The sequence below is a fragment of the Wolbachia endosymbiont of Brugia pahangi genome, assembly GCF_012030695.1.
Lineage (GTDB): Bacteria > Pseudomonadota > Alphaproteobacteria > Rickettsiales > Anaplasmataceae > Wolbachia.
The window spans coordinates 1,051,456-1,072,967 of sequence record NZ_CP050521.1; the positions used below are offsets into that span (position 1 = coordinate 1,051,456).

The window sequence follows — 21,512 nt, forward strand, 5'->3', positions numbered from 1 at the left end:
TACAAAAACGTTGTAGAAACAACAGCAGCAATATTACAATACAGCAAATGGTGATAAAGACATCAACCATGGTATACAACCTAAAAACGCACCTATTACAATACCTAGACTACCTACTATAACTGCTGTATATGTTATATCCAATATTACGTCTATTTTATTCCTTGCCGTACTATTCACATCTTCAACACCTAATTAATAATAAAATGCTACTTAATTTTTTCTGATTTATCAAGTTATTCTACCCATCAATCTAATTCCAAAGCAGAGAAATTGTTGTATAATTTCACTTTCAAGTTTTGTTTCCAATGCATAAGTTCGCAATACTCTTTTCTATACTACTTGCAATAGTTGCTTACCATCTAAACAATGAAGTTGTATTTGAAGTAGCAAGGCTATTTAGTGGTATATTTATCAGTCTGTTAAAATTAATAAGCTTACCCTTGGTTTTTCTATCTATAGTATCCACAATTTCTGGGCTTAAAGATTCAATCGAAATTAAAACCTTAGTTAAGAAAACACTATTTTATACGCTGCTTACAACTATTATAGCTGCATTTGTTGCTTTATCATTTTATCTGCTAATAGATCCAGTAAGAAAAAACTTCATAAGTAACACGATAGAAAGTGCGAGCAATAGCAATTATAATTACTTTTCATATTTGAAATTACTCATTCCTTCAAATTTTATGCAAGTTTTTCTCAAAAATAACATTATTGGTAGCATATTGATCGCTTTTTTGATGGGTAGAGCTATTATTTCACTTCCAAAAGGAAAACAAGATATATTACACCAGGTATTCTCTGCACTGTTTGACACGCTACTTAAAATTGCTCAATGGTTATTAAAGTTTATCCCACTTGCTGTATGGTCTTTTATCACATGTTTTTTGCATGAATTAAAAGGTGGCAGCGAATTTTATAGTCTTTTGTGGTATTTTGCTTGCATAATGTCTGCAAATTCAGTGCAAGCGTTTCTGATTTTACCGCTACTTATGTGGTGTAAGGGCATATCACCAATTCAAACACTAAGGGGAGTCATGCCAGCATTGACGCTTGCGTTTTTCTCTAAATCATCCAGTGCAACACTGCCTACAACCATAGACTGCGTGCAAAATAAGCTAAAAGTGCCAAAAAAATTGTCGTCTTTTATTTTACCAATATGCACAACAATCAATATGAATGCATGTGCCACGTTTATTTTGATTACAGTAATGTTTGTTGCAGAGATGAATGGGTGCACATTTTCCTTGAGCGAAATATTCATATGGATTTTTTTAGCTACAGGCGCTGCAATTGGCAACGCTGGAGTACCGATGGGATGCTATTTTATGGCAACTAGTTATCTCGTATCGATGAACGTTCCTCTGTACATTATGGGACTAATTTTGCCTATTTACACGATCATCGATATGTTTGAAACTGCTATAAATGTCTGGTCTGATGTTTGTGTAACCCAGATAATTAATAAAGAATATAAGGGTGAAATCCAAAAATGATGTTAGACAAAGAGAACCCAATAATAAAAGAATTCGAGGAAGCCGGAGCAATTTTGCATGGGCATTTTGTGCTGTCATCAGGGCTGCACAGTGATACATACACACAATGCGCTAAGATTTTTGAGAATCCAAGTAGAGCAATGAAAGTCTGTGAGCTACTGGCAAATAAAATAAAAAAAGAGCTAAACAGCTCCATAGATTTAATACTCTCTCCTGCAATTGGTGGGATAATTGTTGGCTATGAAATTGGCAGGCAACTTAGAATGAAAACAATGTTTTGCGAGCGCGTTAATGGCAAGTTTGAACTGCGCCGTGGATTTGAGATTAAACGAGGTGAGAAAATATTACTAGTTGAAGATGTAATAACTACAGGCAAATCTTCACTTGAAGCTGTGAAATGTGCAGAAGATATGGGAGGTAAAGTCGTTGCTGAAGCTTCCCTAATAAAGAGAAATAGTGAAACAAAATTACCTTTTTCTATCATATCTTTACTTGAGCTCAGCATTAAAAATTACAGTGAAGCAGAGCTTCCTGAAGAATTGAAAAAACTACCTATAATCAAACCAGGGAGCAGAGAATATTTAAGTAATTGTTCAAAGTAATCTTATTTTCAATATCATCTAAGTAACTCATAGAAATGCAAAAATTTGCTTGACAGGTTTAATAGTCTTCTTATCATAGTATTAAAGCTATTTATTTATCTTCATAATCTGTGCAGGTTAATGACAAAAAATTTAGGGTATTAGGTGTATTATATTTAATTTTTTGTACTATGTGTACCTTATGTCTTTGTAAATCTGGGTTTTTACCTATATAAGCATGAAATATGCTTATATAGCGTTTAAAATAGTAGAAAATGTCAAATTGATAAGGGAGTACTTGAATACTAGCTATCTTAGAGTTTTTTGCCTTTTTTCCTGCTTAGATAAGTCTCTTAACATTAGGTTAGATAAAAATAGCCGAATCACAGAGCGTTTAGAATAGAAAACGCCAATATTTGAGGTACATATGGATAACTAGCCAACCACAGGGGTTTCTTTTACCTTCTTTTCTATTTGTTAAATTTCTTAGTATTTGTAGCTGAAGCAATTTAAGAACAAACGAAAATAGTGTCACGCACTAGTATGACAAGAAGAGGGTACTGGAATGACAGGAGAAGGAAGCACTGAGGTAACAAATAAAGAGATACAGAATTACACTCTTCCCCTTTAGACGGTTAAATCACGACATTTATGTAGTCATGTGTCAGCTATTTTCATGACAGGAAGAAAGTGCTGAATTACGTATCCATTCAGCGGAGTAGCAAAATAAGATAGACAAGGTAGTATAAAAGATAACGATAGAGCAAAAGTGAGGTAATATGGTAAATCTTTTAGAACTTTACAGAAGTCTGGAGCAGAAAATAGCAAAGTTAGAAGCAAAAATAGAAAGATTGGAAAGAGAGAATGAAAGTCTAAAGGCAGAGAACAAGATTTTGAAAATAGAAAATGCTGAGTTAAAGGAAAAGCTCGGTTTAAATTCAAAAAATTCATTATTTGATAAACCATACATCCACCAAGTTGATCTTCCGAAGATCGAGTCTTATGTAATGGAATATCAACTTACCGGAAGGTGTTATACCAGACACATTTAGGCCAAGAGTTAAGTTGATAATTGCAGCATTCAGCAAGTTTTATAAAAATTCGAAATATGGAATAGCGAATATTATAATGACATTTTCAATGTGAACATAAGTGTTGGTAGCATATCAAATAGTGAACATAGAATAGCTTCAAAATGTGAAGAAATGTATTAGCAGTTAAACAAGAAGTAAGTACAAGCAAAGTTCTTTATATTGACGAAACCAGCCATTACAATAAAGGTAAGCTTAGTTAGCGCTGGATGTTTACAAGTAATACGGCAAGTTTTGTAAAGTTGACAGAGTTAAGAGGAATGAAAGTTTAAAAAAATAGTAAATTCTGCAATTGTCATAGCTTAGTAATAACTAACAGGTATGCAGCATACAGTTATTTTACTGATAAAAAGAGACAGATCTGTTGGACTCATTTATCAAGAGATTTTGAAAGATTAGCCTATAGTTGTAACAGAGAAGTCAAAGTTCTCGCCTGTTATTTAAAAGAAACGTTGCTGCTGAGTTATTTGCACTAAAAGAGCCTTACTAAAGAATGAGATAGATATTTTAAGATTTGTCAGGCGTACCAGAAAATTGTGAAAGTGCACAAGGTATTACTTGAAGGAGATATCCCAGTTACCTAAAACAATTGGAGCCTCTCGAGTTGCAAAAAATATTTTGAAGTTGAAAGGACGATGTGGAAATTTTTGGATGATCCAGGAAACATTCTGCTAACGAACAACCATACTGAACGGCAAACACTGCATTATATAGTTTATACAAAAACCCATATCTTACATAATCGGGACAAAGAAATGCATTTTTTGAATGGGTAATTTCATTATACTTAACATGGAAACAAAAGGAGCTAAACCCTTTCCATAATCTCCTATCTATCGTCTCTCACACCGCTTAGCTGAATGGATACGAATTACACCCCAGGGTTAATTTGACTTCCAAAACTAGTTTACACAAATCCCATAGCGTGCCGGATGAAGCGTTTTTTAAGGAATTTTGAATTTTCAACTGCCATTAAGCCAAAATTTCTTAGTGTTTTAGCGCAGAATATTCTGTTGGAAAATATCCTATTTAATCCATCGGTTGCAAGCGCCATCGTAAAATTATCAAGACATCTATCACGTGAAATTTTCTTTAGTAAGTAACTACTACCAACATCAATACCAAATGCTTTTGCAGCAGTTATTTGCCTTACAACGCTCTCTGCATCTCTAATGCCAAGATTAAGCCCTTGACCTGCAACTGGATGGATTGAATGTGCTGCATCACCAATAAGCAAAACTCTGCTTTTATACAGCTTTTTTGCAGAAGCAAAACTCAAAGGATAAGATTTTCTTTCACCATCTAGTTTAACCTCTCCTAAATAAGAGCCAAACCTTTTCTTAAGTTCTATGATGAATTCTTCCTCAGATAGACTCATTAGCATTTTTGAAATTTCAGATTTTTCTGTCCAAACTATTGAAGAAGTATAGCCACTTTTCATCGGCAGAATTGCAAACGGACCGCCAGGAAAAAACTGCTCCACAGCTAAGTTTTGGTGGTGCAGCTCGTGCTTTACATTAAATACTATACTACTTTGTTTATAATCAAATTTTATTATTGACATAGAAAATAACCCTGGTAGTTTGGAGTTTTTGCCTTCAGCACAGATAAGTAGCGATGATATTAATTTCTGGTTATTGCCAAGGGTAACTTCCACGTATCCTGCATCACAAGTAATTGTTCTATAAGAGTGCAGAGAATATATATTTAGTTTATTTAAAAAATTGTTATTGATCGCGTTCCATATAACAGTGCTGTTGATAACATAACCCATCGGTTCTTCACTAACCATCTTATGGTTATAATGCACAGTGATTGGGCTATTTTCATCTAATATACATATATCAAGTATTGGCTCAGCCTCGCTTTCTATAAATTGCCAGATCCCTAACTTTTCCAGTATTTTTCTTGAGCCTTGGGAAATAGCAAATGCTCGATTATCGTCAATTATACGCGGCAAATTGTTTTTTTCAATCACGGCTACGGATATAGAGTTATTACTCAGGCCAACAGCAGTAATAAGGCCAAGTAACCCACCACCTGAAATGATTACGTCGTAACTCATTTTATTTATACCAATCCTAAAATTATATTTTATCTATTTTGAAAATAGTTTAAACAAACCTTATAGAACTCTATATGAAAGACCTAATATCTTTAGCAAAGTCTTCGTAAATTCCTGCTAAATCTTCACTTAGCATTAAAGGGTTTCCACAATCTGAAGCGTAACATATCTTTGGATCTAGAGGAATTCTGCCTAAGAGTTTGATTCCCAGTTCCTCGGACATTACTTTTGTACCATCTTTCCCAAATATATATATCTTTGAGTTGTCTTGAATAAAATAGCTCATATTTTCTACAATGCCAACGATCGGTACGCTGAGCTTTGTAAACATATTATAAATTTTGCGTGCATCAACCAAGGCAAGTTCCTGTGGAGTTGAAACTATTATTCCTCCAGTTAAGTTAAAATTTTCCATCAAACTTAGGTGCACATCACCAGTTCCAGGTGGTGTATCAACTACCAAATACTCTATATCTGACCATTTCGTTCCCATTAGCAAATTGTAAAGCGCCTTCGTGATCATAGGCCCACGCCACATTGCTGCACAGTCCTTATCGATAAAATAGCCAATTGAAATAGTATGCAGTCCATACTTCTCTATAGGTATTATCCTACTACCCTGTATCTTTGGCTTTAATTTTTCAGCGCCAAGCATTTTGGGAATTGAAGGACCATATATATCTGCATCAACCAGTGCAACCTTATGTTTTAATTTTGCCAACGAGAAAGCAAGGTTTAGTGCAACCGTGGACTTGCCAACACCTCCTTTACCGGAAGCAACGACAATTATATTTTTCACTCCTTCGATATGCAGCTTAGCTCTTTGTTGTCCAGCTTGTTTTCGTCCAGCAGCAACCACGGTCACTTTTCCCACTCCTGATATAGCTTTAACAGCTTTCTCACAATTTTTTCTTAATTCCTCATTTGCTTGTGTGTCACCAGAAATCTCAAGCACAAAGCCAATATCTTTACCTTTAATAACGATTGAGGATATTATGCCAAGAGCGATCACATCTTTACCACTTTTTCGCTCTATGACTTCTTTCAAGTTCTCTTTTACAACTTCTTCATTGATCATATAAGTCTTTTAGACGATTCCTTCCTGAAGTTGTTTAATCTGAGCCTGAGAAAGGCCAGTTATTTGAGAGATAATATTAATAGAAACGCCAGTTTTAAGTAGGTTTTTTGCTATCTTCATTGCCCAATTTTGATACCTTCCCCTTTAGCAAGATCAAGTTTGTATTCAAGGATGGCTGCCTCTTTTTGCAAATCCATTACTCTTTCTTCATAGACTACTAGATCTTTTTCATTCCAGCTAAATTTGTCCAATTCATCATATGTTAGCTTTAGCATTAGGAATTTTTCTACTATATCTCTTAGGTCTTTATCAGTAGTGTTCTCTGCATATTTAAAAAAGAAGTACCATCTCTCTATTGTACTCCCTAGCTGTTCTACCTTGCTTTTTGTAAACTTTGGCAACTCAATAAAGACAAATTGAAAGTCTTTTAAGTGATATCCATTGGTTTTTATATCTCGTATACTATGGGCAGAAATATACTCAACCTCCTCAGGAAATAGCGCACTATTGGAAATAGCAATAAAGAAGACTTTCTTTAAATTTATGTAATTGTTTGATTGTCTTGAGTAAGCTTTAGCAGCATGTAGTTGTGCACGTTTCTTGAAGCCTTTAGTTTTAGCAACTTGCATTTTGACAATTACTTGCACCTCATTTTCATCTTTATAGAGTACATCGACAATATTTTGCTTTTTAGAGGCAATCTCAACGTCCATTATGGTGATTAAAAACTCTATGTCCTTATTTTTTTCAGTACCAAAGATACACCAAAAGGCTACATCATTTTTTGGATCTAGAAATTTAGAAAAAGCCATAATTAAATACAATTAGGAAAGTCAATAATTATACACTACTATTAGCAATTTTTCAACTTCTATCTACTCTTTATTCTTTGCCTTTTCTGCACGTCTACGTTCATTTGGATCAAGAAACTTCTTGCGTAGGCGTATAGATTTTGGAGTGACTTCCACTAATTCATCATCATCTATATACGCTATCATATCTTCTAGAGTCATTGTTTTTGGTGGGGTAAGTTTTATAGCTTCATCACTACCTGCAGCTCTCACATTTGTTAATTGCTTACCTTTTAGTACATTTATCTCCAAATCATTGTCACGACTATGCTGACCAACAACCATGCCACAATATACCCTGTCTTGTGGTTTAATAAACATGATTCCTCTGTCTTGCAAGTTGAAAATTGCATACGCCACGGCTTCACCTTTATCCGTAGAAATTAAAACCCCATTACGCCTTCTAGAAATTGGACCCTTATATGGAGCATAACTGTGAAATAGACGGTTGATTATACCAGTACCGCGAGAATCAGTTAAAAACTCTCCTTGATAACCAATCAACCCCCTTGATGGTACTAAAAATATCAACCTTGTTCTGCCACTACCAGAAGGCCTCATGTCAGTTACTTCGCCTTTTCGGAAGCTGAGTTTTTTCATGATGATTCCACTATATTCATCATCTACATCAATTACTACTTCCTCTATAGGTTCAAGCTTTTTACCGCCTTCTTCTTTAAATAATACTCGAGGACGCGAAACTGAGAGTTCAAAACCTTCTCTTCTCATATTTTCGATCAACACTCCGAGCTGCAGCTCACCACGTCCACCTACTTCAAATGCTTCATCATTCGGTGTTGGAGTCACGGTAATTGCAACGTTTATTTCCGCTTCCGCATATAAACGATCCTTTATAATAGCGGAAGTAAGTTTTGTTCCTTCTTGTCCAGCAAAAGGTGAATCATTGACGCTGAGAGTAATTGCCATCGTCGGTGGATCAACCGGAGTTGAGCTTATTGCAGTTGTAACTTCTGGCGCCACTATAGTGGCTGAAACTGAAGCTTTTTCAAGTCCTGCAATTGCAATTATATCACCCGCTACAGCTTGCTCTACTGGAATGCGTTTCAAGCCAGAAAACGAAAGCAACTTAGTTAATCTTCCTCGTTTGATTACTTTACCATCAAGATCAAGTACCTTAAGATCTGAATTAACTTTTGCAATTCCTTGATAAATTTTTCCTGTCAATATTCTGCCAAGAAATTTATCAGATTCAAGCAGAGTAACTAGCATAGCAAAAGGTGCATTTTGATCATAATTGGCAGGTTTTATGTAATCTATAACTGTTGAAAATAACGGACTTAAATCTTTTCTTTTATCAGAAAGCTCTTTAATACACCAGCCGTTTCTACCAGAGGCATACAATACTGGAAAATCTAGCTGCTCGTTAGTTGCATCAAGATTAAAAAATAGCTCATATATCTCGTTCAGCACTTCATCAATCCTGCTATCTGGCCGATCAACCTTATTGATTATCACAATTGGCTTCAAATCTGCTTTTAGTGCTTTTGACAATACAAACTTAGTTTGTGGCATGGGACCTTCTGCAGCGTCAACCAGCAGCAGCACGCCATCTACCATGCATAATACCCTTTCTACTTCTCCACCAAAATCTGCGTGTCCTGGTGTATCAATAATGTTGATCTTTTCGTCACCCCACATTATCGATGTGCATTTTGCAAGTATCGTAATTCCACGTTCGCGCTCTTGATTACCACTATCCATTACCCGCTCTTGAACTTCTTGATTCTCACGAAACGTGCCACTTTGTTTTAACATGTTATCAAGTAAAGTAGTTTTCCCGTGGTCAACGTGTGCAATTATTGCAATATTACGGATTGATTTAAATTCATTCATTTTCTATCATTCCAAAATTAATTTAGTAATAAGTATACATGTAATATACTTGGAGTAAATAGAACTCTTGCATTTGGCAGCACGTTGAAAAGCCCATTTTACAGGCCTTAAGAACCCTTATATGGGGATGTTTTAGACCTAAAATTTATCCTTAATCTTTATTTAAGTGACAAAAGCACATTATTAAACTAGGTGTGTTATGTTTAATTTTTCTTATATAGACACTCCATGTCTTTATAAATTTTTATCTACGTTAGCTGAATCTCGCTTATTAGGTAATGTAATAAGCGCCAAGTTTTTGAGAGAACAGTAAACAACTCACATTGCATTGTTCTTTATTTAAGAATTAGTTCAAAAATCAACTAACCTTCTTTTTTTTATAAAGAAATTATTTGAAAAACTTCTGCATTACCCTTATCGTGACGTTATGGATATTTATAATTCCAAGGTTGACTACTTACCAAGCATATAAGACATTAATGTCAAGTTCCTACAAGAGATATCACTAAGGTTTCTTTTGCTTTTTTTCCTGCTTGATGAGTTCCTTAATATTTGTGTCTGCCAACATCCCAGCGCGTGATACTAGCTTCTCATACTGGAAAACCATAGAATGATAGAAAATAGTAAATAAATTTACTAAGATTCTAGTGTCACGCACTGGAATGACATCGTTTACCATTAAACATCGATGTTACAATATCCACATACTTGACACTGGAATCTAGTATGATTTAATTACCAAGAAATAGAGATATTCACATGAAAAAATTATGTAGTGAAGCTGAACGCCAGTGTCAGCTACTTTTATGACAGGGAGAGGCTACTTGAATAACAGGTAGCTATGCAAGAAGCCTGATAACCGATAAATGTGTTCATACACTTTTATTGATTATTAAAGCTTTAACCAAAGCGTTTATAATGCCCATTAAGCACGATAGAGGAAATCATTTATAATTGCCATAGCAACCAGTGTTGAAACCTGGCGTGCCTTGTGATTGGATAAATGGAGGTTTTTATCCGACTTTACAACAAGGGCTTCTGGATGACTCTGAAAGTAAATATTACCATGCTTATCTTCAATAGCCTCTATTACCCCATCATTGGAAAACGCTGCAATTTTATATCCAAGCAATTCTAATTTCCTTCTGTTTTCTGGCCTATTGTTCACTGTCCCTGAATGAGCATCTGGAAAACATGTTGAAAACCAGCCATTTTTATCGGGTAATAAAAATTTAGCTACTACCTTTGCTAAATGACTATTTGGAACAATCTTTATCTGCTGGAAAGTTACATCCTCTTGCTGTGGATTAGGTGCAGATTTCAAATGAGATCTTCGCTGTTCTTCATCGCTTACAAAGTTTTCCACGTGCACTACTTCAATTCCTTTTGCACTCATAATTCCTTGTAAACCTCCACATATGCTAAGCAAATGAATTGTAGGGTTATCATCGACTATTTTCACAATTGCTTCAGTAACAAGCTGGCAACAAGGAGTAGACGGAAAGGGTTCTGAATGTAAATTGTAATAGTTCTCCGGAATAAATATTCTATTTATTTTGTGCCCCTTAATGAATTGCCCAATTTCAATTTTTATTCGGTCTAATACCAACTTTTTTGCCAGCATCTCGTCTTGTTTTAAAAGGCTGAGTAATTCTTCTTGGATTTTTTTAAGGTTGATTATTTTATTACAGTCGATGAATACGGTTCTAACTCCAAAACTATTGAACATCTCGTAGATACTTTGAAACAAGCCAAGCTCATGCGGATATGTTTCTTTTTCTGTTTTCAACAAACCAACCACTATGTCGCTGCCTATTTGATGCGTACTTTCACTAGCGTCAGCATAAGTGACATTACTTAATAATAGAACTATAATTAATAGAATATTAAATATTCTATTATAATATTGATACATTATGATTTACTTCTTTAAGATTTGTATTAACATAATAACATATTATAGAACATTTTACAACAAAATAGTAATTTTGACAAGAAAAGGAAAGTGGCCTGAGCAGGAGTCGAACCAGCGACACAAGGATTTTCAGTCCTTTGCTCTACCAACTGAGCTATCAGGCCAACTGTATGCTTTCATTTTTAGATAAAAAATGTTATTATGTCTATTAAAAGTTTTTAAAGCAATTTATATAAAAATAAAGGATGAACATTAATAACAGAATAGGTATTTACCCAGGCACATTTGATCCTATCACTTTTGGACATATTGACATAATAAAAAGAGCATGTAAACTAGTAGATAGATTAATCATCGGCGTTGCAGAAAATATTAATAAGCATACTACTTTCGATGCAAAGCTACGCACAAGCATGGCCGAAAACGAAATTAAAAGATTAGAAATTGACGTAGATGTTGTATCTTTTAACGGGCTATTAGTGAAGTTTGCCAAAGAGCAGAACGCTTCTGTTATCATTAGAGGATTAAGAGCAGTATCGGATTTTGATTATGAGTTCCAAATGAGTTGGGTAAATTACAAGCTTCTTCCTGAAATTGAAACCATCTTTCTTCCTGCCTCTGAGGATACTCAGTTTATCTCATCAAGTTTTGTAAAAGAAATAGCAAGATTAGGAGAAAGTGTTAGCAAATTTGTGTCAGTGGGTGTTCAGAAAGAGTTGATTAATTTGAATAGGATAGGAAGTGAATAATAGTATTTATTTTCTATTCCCAAATGTATATATTCAATATATAAAATATTATAAACTAAAGGAGCAACATGGCAGAAGTGAGGGTTAACAAAAGAAAAGTTTGTTGTCATGGTGATGGAAACAATGAGGGTTCTGGTCACCCATTAATATACTTAGATATGGGAGAAGAGGAGGAAATAGCCTGTCCTTATTGTGAAAAAACGTTTGTCCATGACTGTACTGTAGAAGCAGTTAAGGAGGGAACAATGGCTAAGGATGAGTTTTAATAGTACTTCATTTTTTAAGTCAGTTAACTTATATAGATAGCAATAAGAGGAGAAGTGAAAATGAAACTGTCCATGCGGTCAAGTATCCCTCCATGGCCAGGTATTATACTTCCACTATCTTTAACATTGTAAACTCTTTTGATGAGTGATTCAGTAAAATCACCAAGTTGTGCTAGAAGAGCAATTGTAAATCCAATGATTGGAGAATATAAAATTGAAAATAGGCCAAAAAGTATTGACCCAAAAATTGTGCACACTATTCCAGCCAAGATTGCGCCAAGAAATCCTGACCAAGTCTTGTCAGGGCTAATAATTGGGCAAACTCTGGCCCCACCAAAATTCTTGCCAAATAGATAGGCAGTAATATCGATGCTCCAAATGGTTAAGATGAGCCATACTAACGCGTACTTTCCTTGCGGTAGGTTGTATAAATATATTAATGAGGCATTTGGTAGTGCAATCAATAACAATGCGAAAACATACAAGATTCTGTTTCCCTGAGTTAGGTTATACCATTCAAAGGAAGACAAAACCGCTATCGAAAAAATCAATAGGTAAAATGATAAATCACTGAAGTATGTCGAAAAAGAAAATATGAACAGTATTACTACTGAAGATAGTATTCTAATTATAAAATTGTTATCTACCATACCTTTTCTCCCTTTTCGTATAATCCTCTAGTGCTTTGCTCAAATCTTGACAAGAAAAATCAGGCCATAAAGTATCACAAAAATACAATTCAGCGTAAGCTGCTTGCCACAACAAAAAATTACTTAACCTTTTCTCACCACCAGTACGAATTAATAAATCCAACTTTGGTAGATCTTTAGTATATAGAAATTTCTCAAACTCGTCTTCTGATACACAATCAATATTTTTTCTCGTGATATTTCTCACAGCGTGTATAATTTCTTGTTTTGCTCCATAGCTGACTGCTACAGTAAGCAATAGACCATCGTTCTTATGTGTCATTTCTTCTGATTCTTTAATCTGGTTAAGTACTTTTCCAGGCAATAAACTTAAATTACCAACAAAATTCAATTTAATGTTATAGTTGTGAAAGAAATTAACTTTATCTCTATCAGTCAGAATAGAGTAAAATAAGTCAAATAGACAGTCAGTTTCTTCTTTAGGTCTAAGCCAATTCTCCATGGAAAACGCGTACAAAGTTAAATAGGGTATGGCTAGGGCTATACAATGCTTAGCAATATCATATGCAACTTCACTACCTTTTCTATAACCATCAATTTTTACCCTTCCTTGACTGTTTGCCCACCTACTGTTACCATCCATAATGATTGCTAAATGTTTCGGTAGAGATTCGAGGTTCAACATTTAGAGCTTACCTAATTCTGATTTAAATGAAATTTTCTTGACCTCAGTTGGTACCTAGAAGACGTCATTTTAGTGCCCAGACACTGGGATCCAGAAAATTTGATTTTAAACGAGTACATCAAATAGCTGTGTGGTAAAGACTGGACTCCACTGTCAAGCACTGGAATGATATCATTCACTACCTTCATATTCACTTAATAATTCAGTATATCCTTTTCTTTGATAGATAATTCACCATCAATTTTTTTAATATTATCATCAGTAATATTTTGTATTTCCTTTTTAGCGTTATGAAAATCATCTTCTGAGATTTTTTTATTTTCCTGCATTCTCTCTATTTCTTCCATAATATCTCTGCGTATATTCCTAATGGCAACCCGTGCGTTCTCAGCAAACTGGTGCAATAACTTTACTAATCTTTCACGGGTCTCTTGCGTTAGGTCTGGAAGAACTATACGTATGGTATTACCCTCAACAACAGGATTTAAATTTAGATTAGCATTTAATATAGCATTTTTTACTTCACCTATAACGCCAATGTCCCAAACTTTAATTAACAGGGTTTTATTATCTGTAACTGAAACACCTGCAACTTGATTTAGTTTTTGATGTCCACCATAGATATTTACAACTATTCCATCAAGTAATGACGCGCTAGCTCTACCAGTACGTATACCTTTAATATCATTATAAAAAGATTGAATAGTTTTCAGCATCCTTTCTTTTGTCTTAGTTTTTATTTCTTTTAACATAAATTACCTATCATTCACAATCTGAAACTATGGTGTAAGTACCGTGACCTTTAACGATATTGACTATTTTTTCTTCTTTCAAAGAAAAAACTATAATTGGAATAGAATTCTCACGCGCAAGTGAGATTGCTGATGCATCCATGACTTTTAAATCACGAGTCAATAAATCCATATAAGAAAGTCTATCATACATTACAGCATCCTCATTTTTTTTCGGATCAGCAGAGTATACACCATTTACTTGTGTACCTTTTAGGATAGCATCACAATTTGTTTCAACAGCACGTAAAGCTGCGGCTGTATCTGTAGTAAAAAATGGATTACCTGTGCCTGCTGCAAAGATCACTACTCTACCCTTTTTTAAATGATGAATAGCTTTCCTCCTTATATAAGGTTCACATATAGTGACCATAGGTATTGCAGAGAGTACCTTAGAATTTACTGAATTTTTCTCTAAAAAATTTTGTAAAATTAAAGCATTTATTATAGTTGCAAGCATTCCAATATAATCACTACTCGCTCTTTCACAACCACTCAAAGATGCGTATGCACCACGAAAGATATTACCGCCACCAACAACAATACATACCTGAACTCCAAGCTTATAAATATCAGATATATCTTTGCATAATTGATCTATGACCTCCATATCATGGCCAAAAGGCCGAGATCCCATCAGAGCCTCACCAGAGATTTTAAATAACACCCTGGAGTACTTTACTTTACTTCCTTTACCCGTTGAGGCATGCATTTCTAACTACTTAACTTTTACTACCCAAAACAAGCAACTTGTAATCAGACAATTCAACTGGAGAATTCACACTAGACTCACTTAACCTCATAAAATCAGAAATTTTCATTTTATCATCCTTTATAAACTTTTGTTCTAGTAAAATAACTTCTTCATAGTACTTAGCCATTCGGCCATCTACTATTTTTTTCGTCACTTCTTCAGGTTTATTTAAGCCTTTTACTTGCTCTTCAATTATAGAACGCTCATTGTTCATCTTTGTTTGATCTAAGTTATCTATAGAAAGAGCTTCAGGTTTCATAGCAACTACATGCATTGCTATTTGTTTCCCAACCTCTTGCAACTTTGACTTATCGCCAGATGATCGTAATGCAACCAAAGCACCAGTCTTACCTAAGCCACGCACATCACCATGAACATAACCAGCAATAACTCCGTCTTTAGCTTCTAGGTAACAAAGTCTACTTAGTTCCAATTTTTCACCAAGAACCGATGTACCATTCATGATAGCCTCCTGCACTGTGCCAACACCTTCATACTTAGCATTTTTTAACTTATCAATGCTAGTACAGCGTTCTTGGTAAGCAATCGACGCTAAATTTGAAATTAATTCTATAAATTTCTCATTTCTTGCAACAAAATCAGTTTCACAATTCAATTCAATTAACACACCGCAGCTTTCAGCCAAATGCATAGCAATTAGTCCATCTGAAGCTACCCTATCAATCTTTTTATCAGCTTTAGCAAGTCCTATTGCACGTAATTTGCCAATAGCTTCCTTAATATCACCACTACACTCCTCTAAAGCTTTTTTACAATCACTCAAACCAAGCCCTGTCCTGTCACGTAGTTCTCTTATATTATCTGGATTCATCTTCATTCGTTACTACCTCCTTTTCATCTTCTTTATAAACTTTACTACGCCCCTTTTTAGTTCGTATAATACTATCTCCTTTTTCTTGAATAAACTCTTCATCTTTTATATCACCAACTTTAACTCCAGATCTTGCCAAACTAGATTCCATTCCAGCTAATATAGAGTCAGCAGCCAGTCTACAATAGAGTTCTATTGATTTTCTTGAGTCATCATTTCCCGGTATAGGATAAGTAATACCATCTGGATCAGAATTAGTATCAAGTATTGCAACTACCGGAATTTCTAATTTTTCAGCCTCTTTGACTGCAATGTGCTCTTTATTAGTATCAATTATAAATAAAACATCTGGAACTGCTCCCATCTCTCTAATACCACCCAGCGCCTTATCAAGTTTCTGCCTTTTTTTTTCAATATTTCCTAATTCTTTCTTCGTTAAAATGCTATTTTCAGCATTCAGTACCTTCTCATATTGAACTAGTGTCTTTATCGAAGAAGAAATAGTTCCCCAGTTAGTAAGCATACCACCGAGCCATCGATAATTTACGTAATATTGACCACAACGAATCGCTTCACTTGCAATAATATCCAAAGCTTGAAATTTTGTACCAACAAACAGAATACGACCACCCTGAAATGCAACATTATACAAAACTTTCATGGCTGCCTGTAGCAATGGTAATGTTTTCCGCAGATCAATTATATGTATACGATTTTCTTGATGCACTCCATATATATATGGAGCCATTTTTGCATTCCAGCGACTAATTTTATGACCAAAATGCACACCAGACCTAGCTAAATCACGTACAGTAACTTCAGGCAAATTTGCCATATTCATCCTCCAAATAGTTTACCCTCCATGGCACAACCTTTAATTAGGACTACTTGCATGAGCCATGTGTGAAATTAAATCATTTACATGGTAATATAAAAGACAACAAAATGCAAACAAAAAATATTGACAAAAGGCAGCACATTTATTAACTTTAAAGTTAATAATGCTAAAAGGAAGCAGGGGGTGTAGCTCAGTTGGTTAGAGCGCATGCCTGTCACGCATGAGGTCGTGAGTTCAAGTCTCATCACTCCCGCATATCGTTTTAGTACAGTTTTAAACCAGCTATATTAATTTTTTTACCCTAATTTAAGTACATAATAGCACAGTGGAATAGACTTCTTACATGACCTAGAAAAAAACAAATAGTTATTATTTTAAATATTAGTATTTTATAATGCCACTGCTCTTAAGTTACTTTAATATTTAAGAAATTTACCAAATAGAAAAAAGGGCAAAAGAAACTCTGGTTAATATCTATTTAGAAACATTGCATTTTTTTATATCTTAAATACTTAATAACCGCGACTCAGCTGTTTTTTATCGCAACTAAGCTCTAGCCATAAACGTTTTAGAAATTTACGTATCCATTCAGCGGAGTAGCAAAATAAGATAGACAAGGTAGTATAAAAGATAACGATAGAGCAAAAGTGAGGTAATATGGTAAATCTTTTAGAACTTTACAGAAGTCTGGAGCAGAAAATAGCAAAGTTAGAAGCAAAAATAGAAAGATTGGAAAGAGAGAATGAAAGTCTAAAGGCAGAGAACAAGATTTTGAAAATAGAAAATGCTGAGTTAAAGGAAAAGCTCGGTTTAAATTCAAAAAATTCATTATTTGATAAACCATACATCCACCAAGTTGATCTTCCGAAGATCGAGTCTTATGTAATGGAATATCAACTTACCGGAAGGTGTTATACCAGACACATTTAGGCCAAGAGTTAAGTTGATAATTGCAGCATTCAGCAAGTTTTATAAAAATTCGAAATATGGAATAGCGAATATTATAATGACATTTTCAATGTGAACATAAGTGTTGGTAGCATATCAAATAGTGAACATAGAATAGCTTCAAAATGTGAAGAAATGTATTAGCAGTTAAACAAGAAGTAAGTACAAGCAAAGTTCTTTATATTGACGAAACCAGCCATTACAATAAAGGTAAGCTTAGTTAGCGCTGGATGTTTACAAGTAATACGGCAAGTTTTGTAAAGTTGACAGAGTTAAGAGGAATGAAAGTTTAAAAAAATAGTAAATTCTGCAATTGTCATAGCTTAGTAATAACTAACAGGTATGCAGCATACAGTTATTTTACTGATAAAAAGAGACAGATCTGTTGGACTCATTTATCAAGAGATTTTGAAAGATTAGCCTATAGTTGTAACAGAGAAGTCAAAGTTCTCGCCTGTTATTTAAAAGAAACGTTGCTGCTGAGTTATTTGCACTAAAAGAGCCTTACTAAAGAATGAGATAGATATTTTAAGATTTGTCAGGCGTACCAGAAAATTGTGAAAGTGCACAAGGTATTACTTGAAGGAGATATCCCAGTTACCTAAAACAATTGGAGCCTCTCGAGTTGCAAAAAATATTTTGAAGTTGAAAGGACGATGTGGAAATTTTTGGATGATCCAGGAAACATTCTGCTAACGAACAACCATACTGAACGGCAAACACTGCATTATATAGTTTATACAAAAACCCATATCTTACATAATCGGGACAAAGAAATGCATTTTTTGAATGGGTAATTTCATTATACTTAACATGGAAACAAAAGGAGCTAAACCCTTTCCATAATCTCCTATCTATCGTCTCTCACACCGCTTAGCTGAATGGATACAGTTATAAAAATATCGACAACATCTTTTATGAATCTTTCTCCACGTTCTGACCAAGTGAAAAAGCTGTTCTTACAATAGATTACATAGCGCCTCATTTACCGTTCTGCAAGGTTATTGGTTGTATCTATCACTTCAAGTTTTCGTAAAAACTTCCATATCCTCAGATCTTAACATCTTGGCAGCCATCCTCAAAGTTTGAGTACCATTTATAACCCTAGTCATTTTACACAAAAGATGTTCTACCCTTTTTCAAAATTTTTACATTAGTTGATAAAATCTTAAATCATCTACCAAATTTTATTTTTTTGCTTTTGTACCACAAATACTCTGTTGTTGAGTGACTTGAGCGCCTGGCCAATTTTGCTCACTTCAATATTTTTACTATACGCAAATCTTTCAAAATCTCTTGTCAAATGTGTCCAACATATCTATCTATTTTCAAGACTAAAATAATTGTACACAGCGTATTGTTACTTACAACTATGCCATTGTATTCTGGCAGTAAACTTTGCAACACCTTCTTGCCACGAGACTCGGTCATCTTTAGAAGTGTCAGAGCGCTTTGTTGTTATTACCCAACCCAGCCTCTTTCTCCTTGATTTCTGTGCTATGTTTCATCTATATGCAGGTTTCTTTCAATTCTTCCTTCATTTTCTCATATTCAGATGCGCATCTTTTGATACTCTGTGCTCAGTCTTTGATACTAAACTAAGACTTATATTGAGGTTAAATATACTGCTTAAAATTTGTTGTACTTTTCTTTTCGAGTTAATAAAAAAGCCACTTAGGCTGCTAATTGTTGTTTTAGCATTGAACCCTAGAAGACATCTTGAAACCCCCATGGTTAAACTAGCTGAACCCTTCCTATCACAAGCTCTGTAATAGTTTCTTTGCAACCTGTACTCAGTTACGATTAGTTTGATTTCTGGTAATTCTTACCTTTTAATGGACAATTTCATCTTCTAAAACAACCTTATTTCCACACACACAAACCTGATAAAATTGTATAGTCTACTACTATATTTGCTACCATCAAATCTCACTTATATACCTTATGCCCTGGCTGACCTCCTGGTTTTTTATCACTTTTCTTTTTTGTTTTTTTGCGATATATATCTTGCGATGGTGGTAGAGATGAACTTTTTGAGTTCAGCCCAGTTTATCTTCTAGCTCAATTATTTTTGCTTTTAAGCCATCATTTTCTATAATCAGAGCCTTTATTTCTTCTTTGAGATTAGCGTTTTTTGATTTGTACGCCACAATCTTTTCTGCAGCCCTGTTATCATACCCACTCCATACTTAGCTTCTCATGTCTTTACACTTTTACAATCACTTTGTAAATCCCTTATCTCCGTGAACGGTTATAAGAAATTTAATAAGTAGAAAAAAGGTAAAAAAACCTAGTGATATCTCTTGTAGGAACTTGACATTAATGTCTTATATGCTTGGTAAGTAGTCAACCTTGGAATTATAAATATCCATAACGTCACGATAAGGGTAATGCAGAAGTTTTTCAAATAATTTCTTTATAAAAAAAAGAAGGTTAGTTGATTTTTGAACTAATTCTTAAATAAAGAACAATGCAATGTGAGTTGTTTACTGTTCTCTCAAAAACTTGGCGCTTATTACATTACCTAATAAGCGAGATTCAGCTAACGTAGATAAAAATTTATAAAGACATGGAGTGTCTATATAAGAAAAATTAAACATAACACACCTAGTTTAATAATGTGCTTTTGTCACTTAAATAAAGATTAAGGATAAATTTTAGGTCTAAAACATCCCCATATAAGGGTTCTTAAGGCCTGTAAAATGGGCTTTCCCAGCTACCTAAATTATAGCTAGGCAAAACTATATGGCTTGCAGAAGGGTTCACCTTAAGATCCAAGCCAGAGCATATTACATCCAGAATCTACCCTAACATTACATCCCTTGCAGGAAATATTGATCTAGCTCTCGTAATCACTCAAATCCAATATTACCTTGTTGATATAGCGCTCATTTGCGTCTTTTATGACAAACTTCACGCCACTTTTGTATTTAATGATTTCATCTACAGAAGGCACTCTACCAGCGATCGAAAGAATTAGGCCACCAAGTGTAGCATAATCTTCTTCAGGATCACGTAATTCTATTTTCAAATTTTCTTCTATATCCTTTACAGGAGCCCTTGCTGATACTTCATATTTATTTTGGGATAATTTAACAATGACATGTTCAAAAGGCTCGTTTTCACTACTAATATTTGGTATTAATTCCTCCATAAGGTCAGTCATTGAAATTAAACCGTCAGTTCCACCATATTCATCCAATACAACAGCTAAATATGACTTAGAGGATCTCATCCTAATAAAAAGACTAGTAGTCTTCATTGATGGTGGAACGAATATCACGTTTTGTATGAGGCTCCTTAGATTAAAATTCTTATTCTCACTAAAGAGAACGTCCTTTATATAAAAAAAACCTATTACGTTATCAAAATTATTCTTATAGATTAATATTTTGGTGAGGCAAGTACCTTTTACCTTTTTTATTATCTCATGTCTGCTTGACTCGATGTCTACTGCGCATATTTCCGTACGTGGAGTCATTATGTCAATTATATTGCAATCGTGGAACTTCAGCAGGCCATTAAATATACTAAGGTCCGGTAGATCTTTCATTAACGCTTCGGTTGCACACTTCTTTAACATGCGGACCCTTTTGAAAAAAAATAGGAAAGCCCCATATGCTATTTTTTCTATCAAAGTTCTTTTTTTACTCAGTCTGCTTCCTGTAATAGCCAAAACGTTCTTAGATCAGATTTATCAAGAAAACTGTTGTCAAATGTTTAATAAGCATGTGAATAATGTCAAACTAATTTGTGAATTACTTGTCGATACCAGATACTAACAATTGGTTAACAGTTTCTTCACTGGCATATACACAACTATGCAATAGCCTACAATACAAAACCCTTTTCCATAAGAGAAGATTACTAACACTCTAAACATTCTACTTATACACACAAATTACAGTAGAAAATCAATGGTATGCAGAAGTTACTAACATATTTATTCACAAGTTAAGTAACAAGAATCTTAACCGAGTTTTGAGTCAATGACAAGTTGTTGACAAAACTACTACTACTATTATTATACCTTAATATATGAAAGAGGAGAGCGAGCTGGCTAGA

The 21,512-nt window shown here is 34.4% G+C and carries 17 protein-coding genes, 2 tRNA genes and 3 pseudogenes; 7 read left to right on the forward strand and 15 right to left on the reverse strand.

Annotated features, from left to right (window positions below; genetic code table 11):
* Positions 1-33: 33 nt before the first annotated feature.
* Entirely contained in the window at positions 34-180 is a 147-nt protein-coding gene (locus WBP_RS05125) for a hypothetical protein (protein WP_167896270.1), read from the reverse strand.
* A gap of 128 nt (positions 181-308) precedes the next feature.
* On the opposite strand from WBP_RS05125, the gene WBP_RS05130 reads away from it, so the two are divergent.
* The 3 genes and pseudogenes from WBP_RS05130 to WBP_RS05140 all read left to right on the forward strand — a co-directional run bounded on the left by WBP_RS05130 (position 309) and on the right by WBP_RS05140 (position 4,027).
* Positions 309-1,499 (forward strand): dicarboxylate/amino acid:cation symporter, encoded by a 1,191-nt coding sequence (locus WBP_RS05130; RefSeq protein ID WP_167896271.1) that lies wholly within the window; start codon positions 309-311, stop codon positions 1,497-1,499.
* The gene (pyrE, locus tag WBP_RS05135; protein ID WP_011256987.1) at positions 1,496-2,101 is read left to right on the forward strand and encodes an orotate phosphoribosyltransferase; all 606 of its coding nucleotides are present in this window, start codon (positions 1,496-1,498) and stop codon (positions 2,099-2,101) included. The genes WBP_RS05130 and pyrE overlap by 4 nt, the downstream gene beginning before the upstream one ends.
* Before the next feature lie 758 nt (positions 2,102-2,859).
* Positions 2,860-4,027, forward strand: a pseudogene (locus WBP_RS05140) (IS66 family transposase).
* A gap of 51 nt (positions 4,028-4,078) precedes the next feature.
* Here the strand turns inward: WBP_RS05140 and ubiH are convergent.
* From ubiH to WBP_RS05175, 7 genes and pseudogenes are all read right to left on the reverse strand, one after another.
* Positions 4,079-5,236: a 2-octaprenyl-6-methoxyphenyl hydroxylase gene (gene ubiH, locus WBP_RS05145; protein WP_167896272.1), complete on the reverse strand. Its 1,158-nt coding sequence runs from the start codon at positions 5,234-5,236 to the stop codon at positions 4,079-4,081.
* 70 nt (positions 5,237-5,306) lie between these two features.
* Positions 5,307-6,314, reverse strand: a complete 1,008-nt coding sequence (locus WBP_RS05150) for an Mrp/NBP35 family ATP-binding protein (protein ID WP_167896273.1) — start codon at positions 6,312-6,314, stop codon at positions 5,307-5,309.
* Between the two features lie 9 nt (positions 6,315-6,323).
* A pseudogene (locus tag WBP_RS05155) lies at positions 6,324-7,126 on the reverse strand (Rpn family recombination-promoting nuclease/putative transposase).
* Positions 7,127-7,189: 63 nt separating this feature from the next.
* Positions 7,190-9,019, reverse strand: coding sequence for a translational GTPase TypA (gene typA, locus WBP_RS05160; RefSeq protein WP_167896274.1), 1,830 nt, complete (start codon positions 9,017-9,019; stop codon positions 7,190-7,192).
* A 505-nt stretch (positions 9,020-9,524) separates the two neighbouring features.
* Positions 9,525-9,698, reverse strand: a complete 174-nt coding sequence (locus WBP_RS05165) for a hypothetical protein (protein WP_167895793.1) — start codon at positions 9,696-9,698, stop codon at positions 9,525-9,527.
* Positions 9,699-9,944: 246 nt separating this feature from the next.
* Entirely contained in the window at positions 9,945-10,934 is a 990-nt protein-coding gene (locus WBP_RS05170) for a gamma-glutamyl-gamma-aminobutyrate hydrolase family protein (RefSeq protein WP_167896275.1), read from the reverse strand.
* A 91-nt stretch (positions 10,935-11,025) separates the two neighbouring features.
* Positions 11,026-11,098: transfer RNA gene (locus tag WBP_RS05175), tRNA-Phe, on the reverse strand.
* Positions 11,099-11,179: 81 nt separating this feature from the next.
* On the opposite strand from WBP_RS05175, the gene coaD reads away from it, so the two are divergent.
* Both coaD and WBP_RS05185 read left to right on the forward strand, forming a co-directional pair.
* Entirely contained in the window at positions 11,180-11,683 is a 504-nt protein-coding gene (gene coaD, locus WBP_RS05180; RefSeq protein ID WP_011256998.1) for a pantetheine-phosphate adenylyltransferase, read from the forward strand.
* Between the two features lie 68 nt (positions 11,684-11,751).
* A complete protein-coding gene (locus WBP_RS05185; protein WP_167896276.1) occupies positions 11,752-11,949 on the forward strand; it encodes a zinc-finger domain-containing protein in 198 nt (65 codons plus the stop codon).
* A gap of 23 nt (positions 11,950-11,972) precedes the next feature.
* On the opposite strand, the gene WBP_RS05190 is transcribed toward WBP_RS05185, so the two are convergent.
* From WBP_RS05190 to rpsB, 6 genes are all read right to left on the reverse strand, one after another.
* The gene (locus WBP_RS05190) at positions 11,973-12,599 is read right to left on the reverse strand and encodes a phosphatidate cytidylyltransferase (protein ID WP_167896277.1); all 627 of its coding nucleotides are present in this window, start codon (positions 12,597-12,599) and stop codon (positions 11,973-11,975) included.
* Positions 12,589-13,284 (reverse strand): polyprenyl diphosphate synthase, encoded by a 696-nt coding sequence (uppS, locus tag WBP_RS05195; RefSeq protein WP_167896278.1) that lies wholly within the window; start codon positions 13,282-13,284, stop codon positions 12,589-12,591. The genes WBP_RS05190 and uppS overlap by 11 nt, the downstream gene beginning before the upstream one ends.
* A 194-nt stretch (positions 13,285-13,478) precedes the next feature.
* The gene (gene frr / locus WBP_RS05205; RefSeq protein ID WP_011257002.1) at positions 13,479-14,036 is read right to left on the reverse strand and encodes a ribosome recycling factor; all 558 of its coding nucleotides are present in this window, start codon (positions 14,034-14,036) and stop codon (positions 13,479-13,481) included.
* A 10-nt stretch (positions 14,037-14,046) separates the two neighbouring features.
* Positions 14,047-14,787, reverse strand: coding sequence for a UMP kinase (gene pyrH, locus WBP_RS05210; RefSeq protein WP_167896279.1), 741 nt, complete (start codon positions 14,785-14,787; stop codon positions 14,047-14,049).
* A gap of 10 nt (positions 14,788-14,797) precedes the next feature.
* Positions 14,798-15,667 (reverse strand): translation elongation factor Ts, encoded by an 870-nt coding sequence (gene tsf / locus WBP_RS05215; RefSeq protein ID WP_167896280.1) that lies wholly within the window; start codon positions 15,665-15,667, stop codon positions 14,798-14,800.
* Positions 15,648-16,496: a 30S ribosomal protein S2 gene (rpsB, locus tag WBP_RS05220; protein ID WP_041571601.1), complete on the reverse strand. Its 849-nt coding sequence runs from the start codon at positions 16,494-16,496 to the stop codon at positions 15,648-15,650. The genes tsf and rpsB overlap by 20 nt, the downstream gene beginning before the upstream one ends.
* 182 nt (positions 16,497-16,678) lie before the next feature.
* Between rpsB and WBP_RS05225 the strand changes: the two genes are divergently transcribed.
* Positions 16,679-16,752 (forward strand) — tRNA-Asp (locus WBP_RS05225).
* Between the two features lie 404 nt (positions 16,753-17,156).
* A pseudogene (locus WBP_RS05230) lies at positions 17,157-18,324 on the forward strand (IS66 family transposase).
* Between the two features lie 1,962 nt (positions 18,325-20,286).
* Here the strand turns inward: WBP_RS05230 and WBP_RS05240 are convergent.
* Positions 20,287-21,102, reverse strand: a complete 816-nt coding sequence (locus WBP_RS05240; protein ID WP_167896338.1) for a transporter associated domain-containing protein — start codon at positions 21,100-21,102, stop codon at positions 20,287-20,289.
* Positions 21,103-21,512: the final 410 nt, after the last annotated feature.

Coding starts and splice junctions, on each gene's coding strand:
- pyrH (WP_167896279.1), bottom strand. CDS start 14,787: ATGCATGCCTCAACGGGTAAAGGAAGTAAAGTAAAGTACTCCAGGGTG.
- coaD (WP_011256998.1), top strand. CDS start 11,180: ATGAACATTAATAACAGAATAGGTATTTACCCAGGCACATTTGATCCT.
- ubiH (WP_167896272.1), bottom strand. CDS start 5,236: ATGAGTTACGACGTAATCATTTCAGGTGGTGGGTTACTTGGCCTTATT.
- frr (WP_011257002.1), bottom strand. CDS start 14,036: ATGTTAAAAGAAATAAAAACTAAGACAAAAGAAAGGATGCTGAAAACT.
- tsf (WP_167896280.1), bottom strand. CDS start 15,667: ATGAAGATGAATCCAGATAATATAAGAGAACTACGTGACAGGACAGGG.
- pyrE (WP_011256987.1), top strand. CDS start 1,496: ATGATGTTAGACAAAGAGAACCCAATAATAAAAGAATTCGAGGAAGCC.
- rpsB (WP_041571601.1), bottom strand. CDS start 16,496: ATGGCAAATTTGCCTGAAGTTACTGTACGTGATTTAGCTAGGTCTGGT.
- WBP_RS05165 (WP_167895793.1), bottom strand. CDS start 9,698: ATGGTAAACGATGTCATTCCAGTGCGTGACACTAGAATCTTAGTAAAT.
- WBP_RS05185 (WP_167896276.1), top strand. CDS start 11,752: ATGGCAGAAGTGAGGGTTAACAAAAGAAAAGTTTGTTGTCATGGTGAT.
- typA (WP_167896274.1), bottom strand. CDS start 9,019: ATGAATGAATTTAAATCAATCCGTAATATTGCAATAATTGCACACGTT.
- uppS (WP_167896278.1), bottom strand. CDS start 13,284: ATGTTGAACCTCGAATCTCTACCGAAACATTTAGCAATCATTATGGAT.
- WBP_RS05150 (WP_167896273.1), bottom strand. CDS start 6,314: ATGATCAATGAAGAAGTTGTAAAAGAGAACTTGAAAGAAGTCATAGAG.
- WBP_RS05170 (WP_167896275.1), bottom strand. CDS start 10,934: ATGTATCAATATTATAATAGAATATTTAATATTCTATTAATTATAGTT.
- WBP_RS05130 (WP_167896271.1), top strand. CDS start 309: ATGCATAAGTTCGCAATACTCTTTTCTATACTACTTGCAATAGTTGCT.
- WBP_RS05190 (WP_167896277.1), bottom strand. CDS start 12,599: ATGGTAGATAACAATTTTATAATTAGAATACTATCTTCAGTAGTAATA.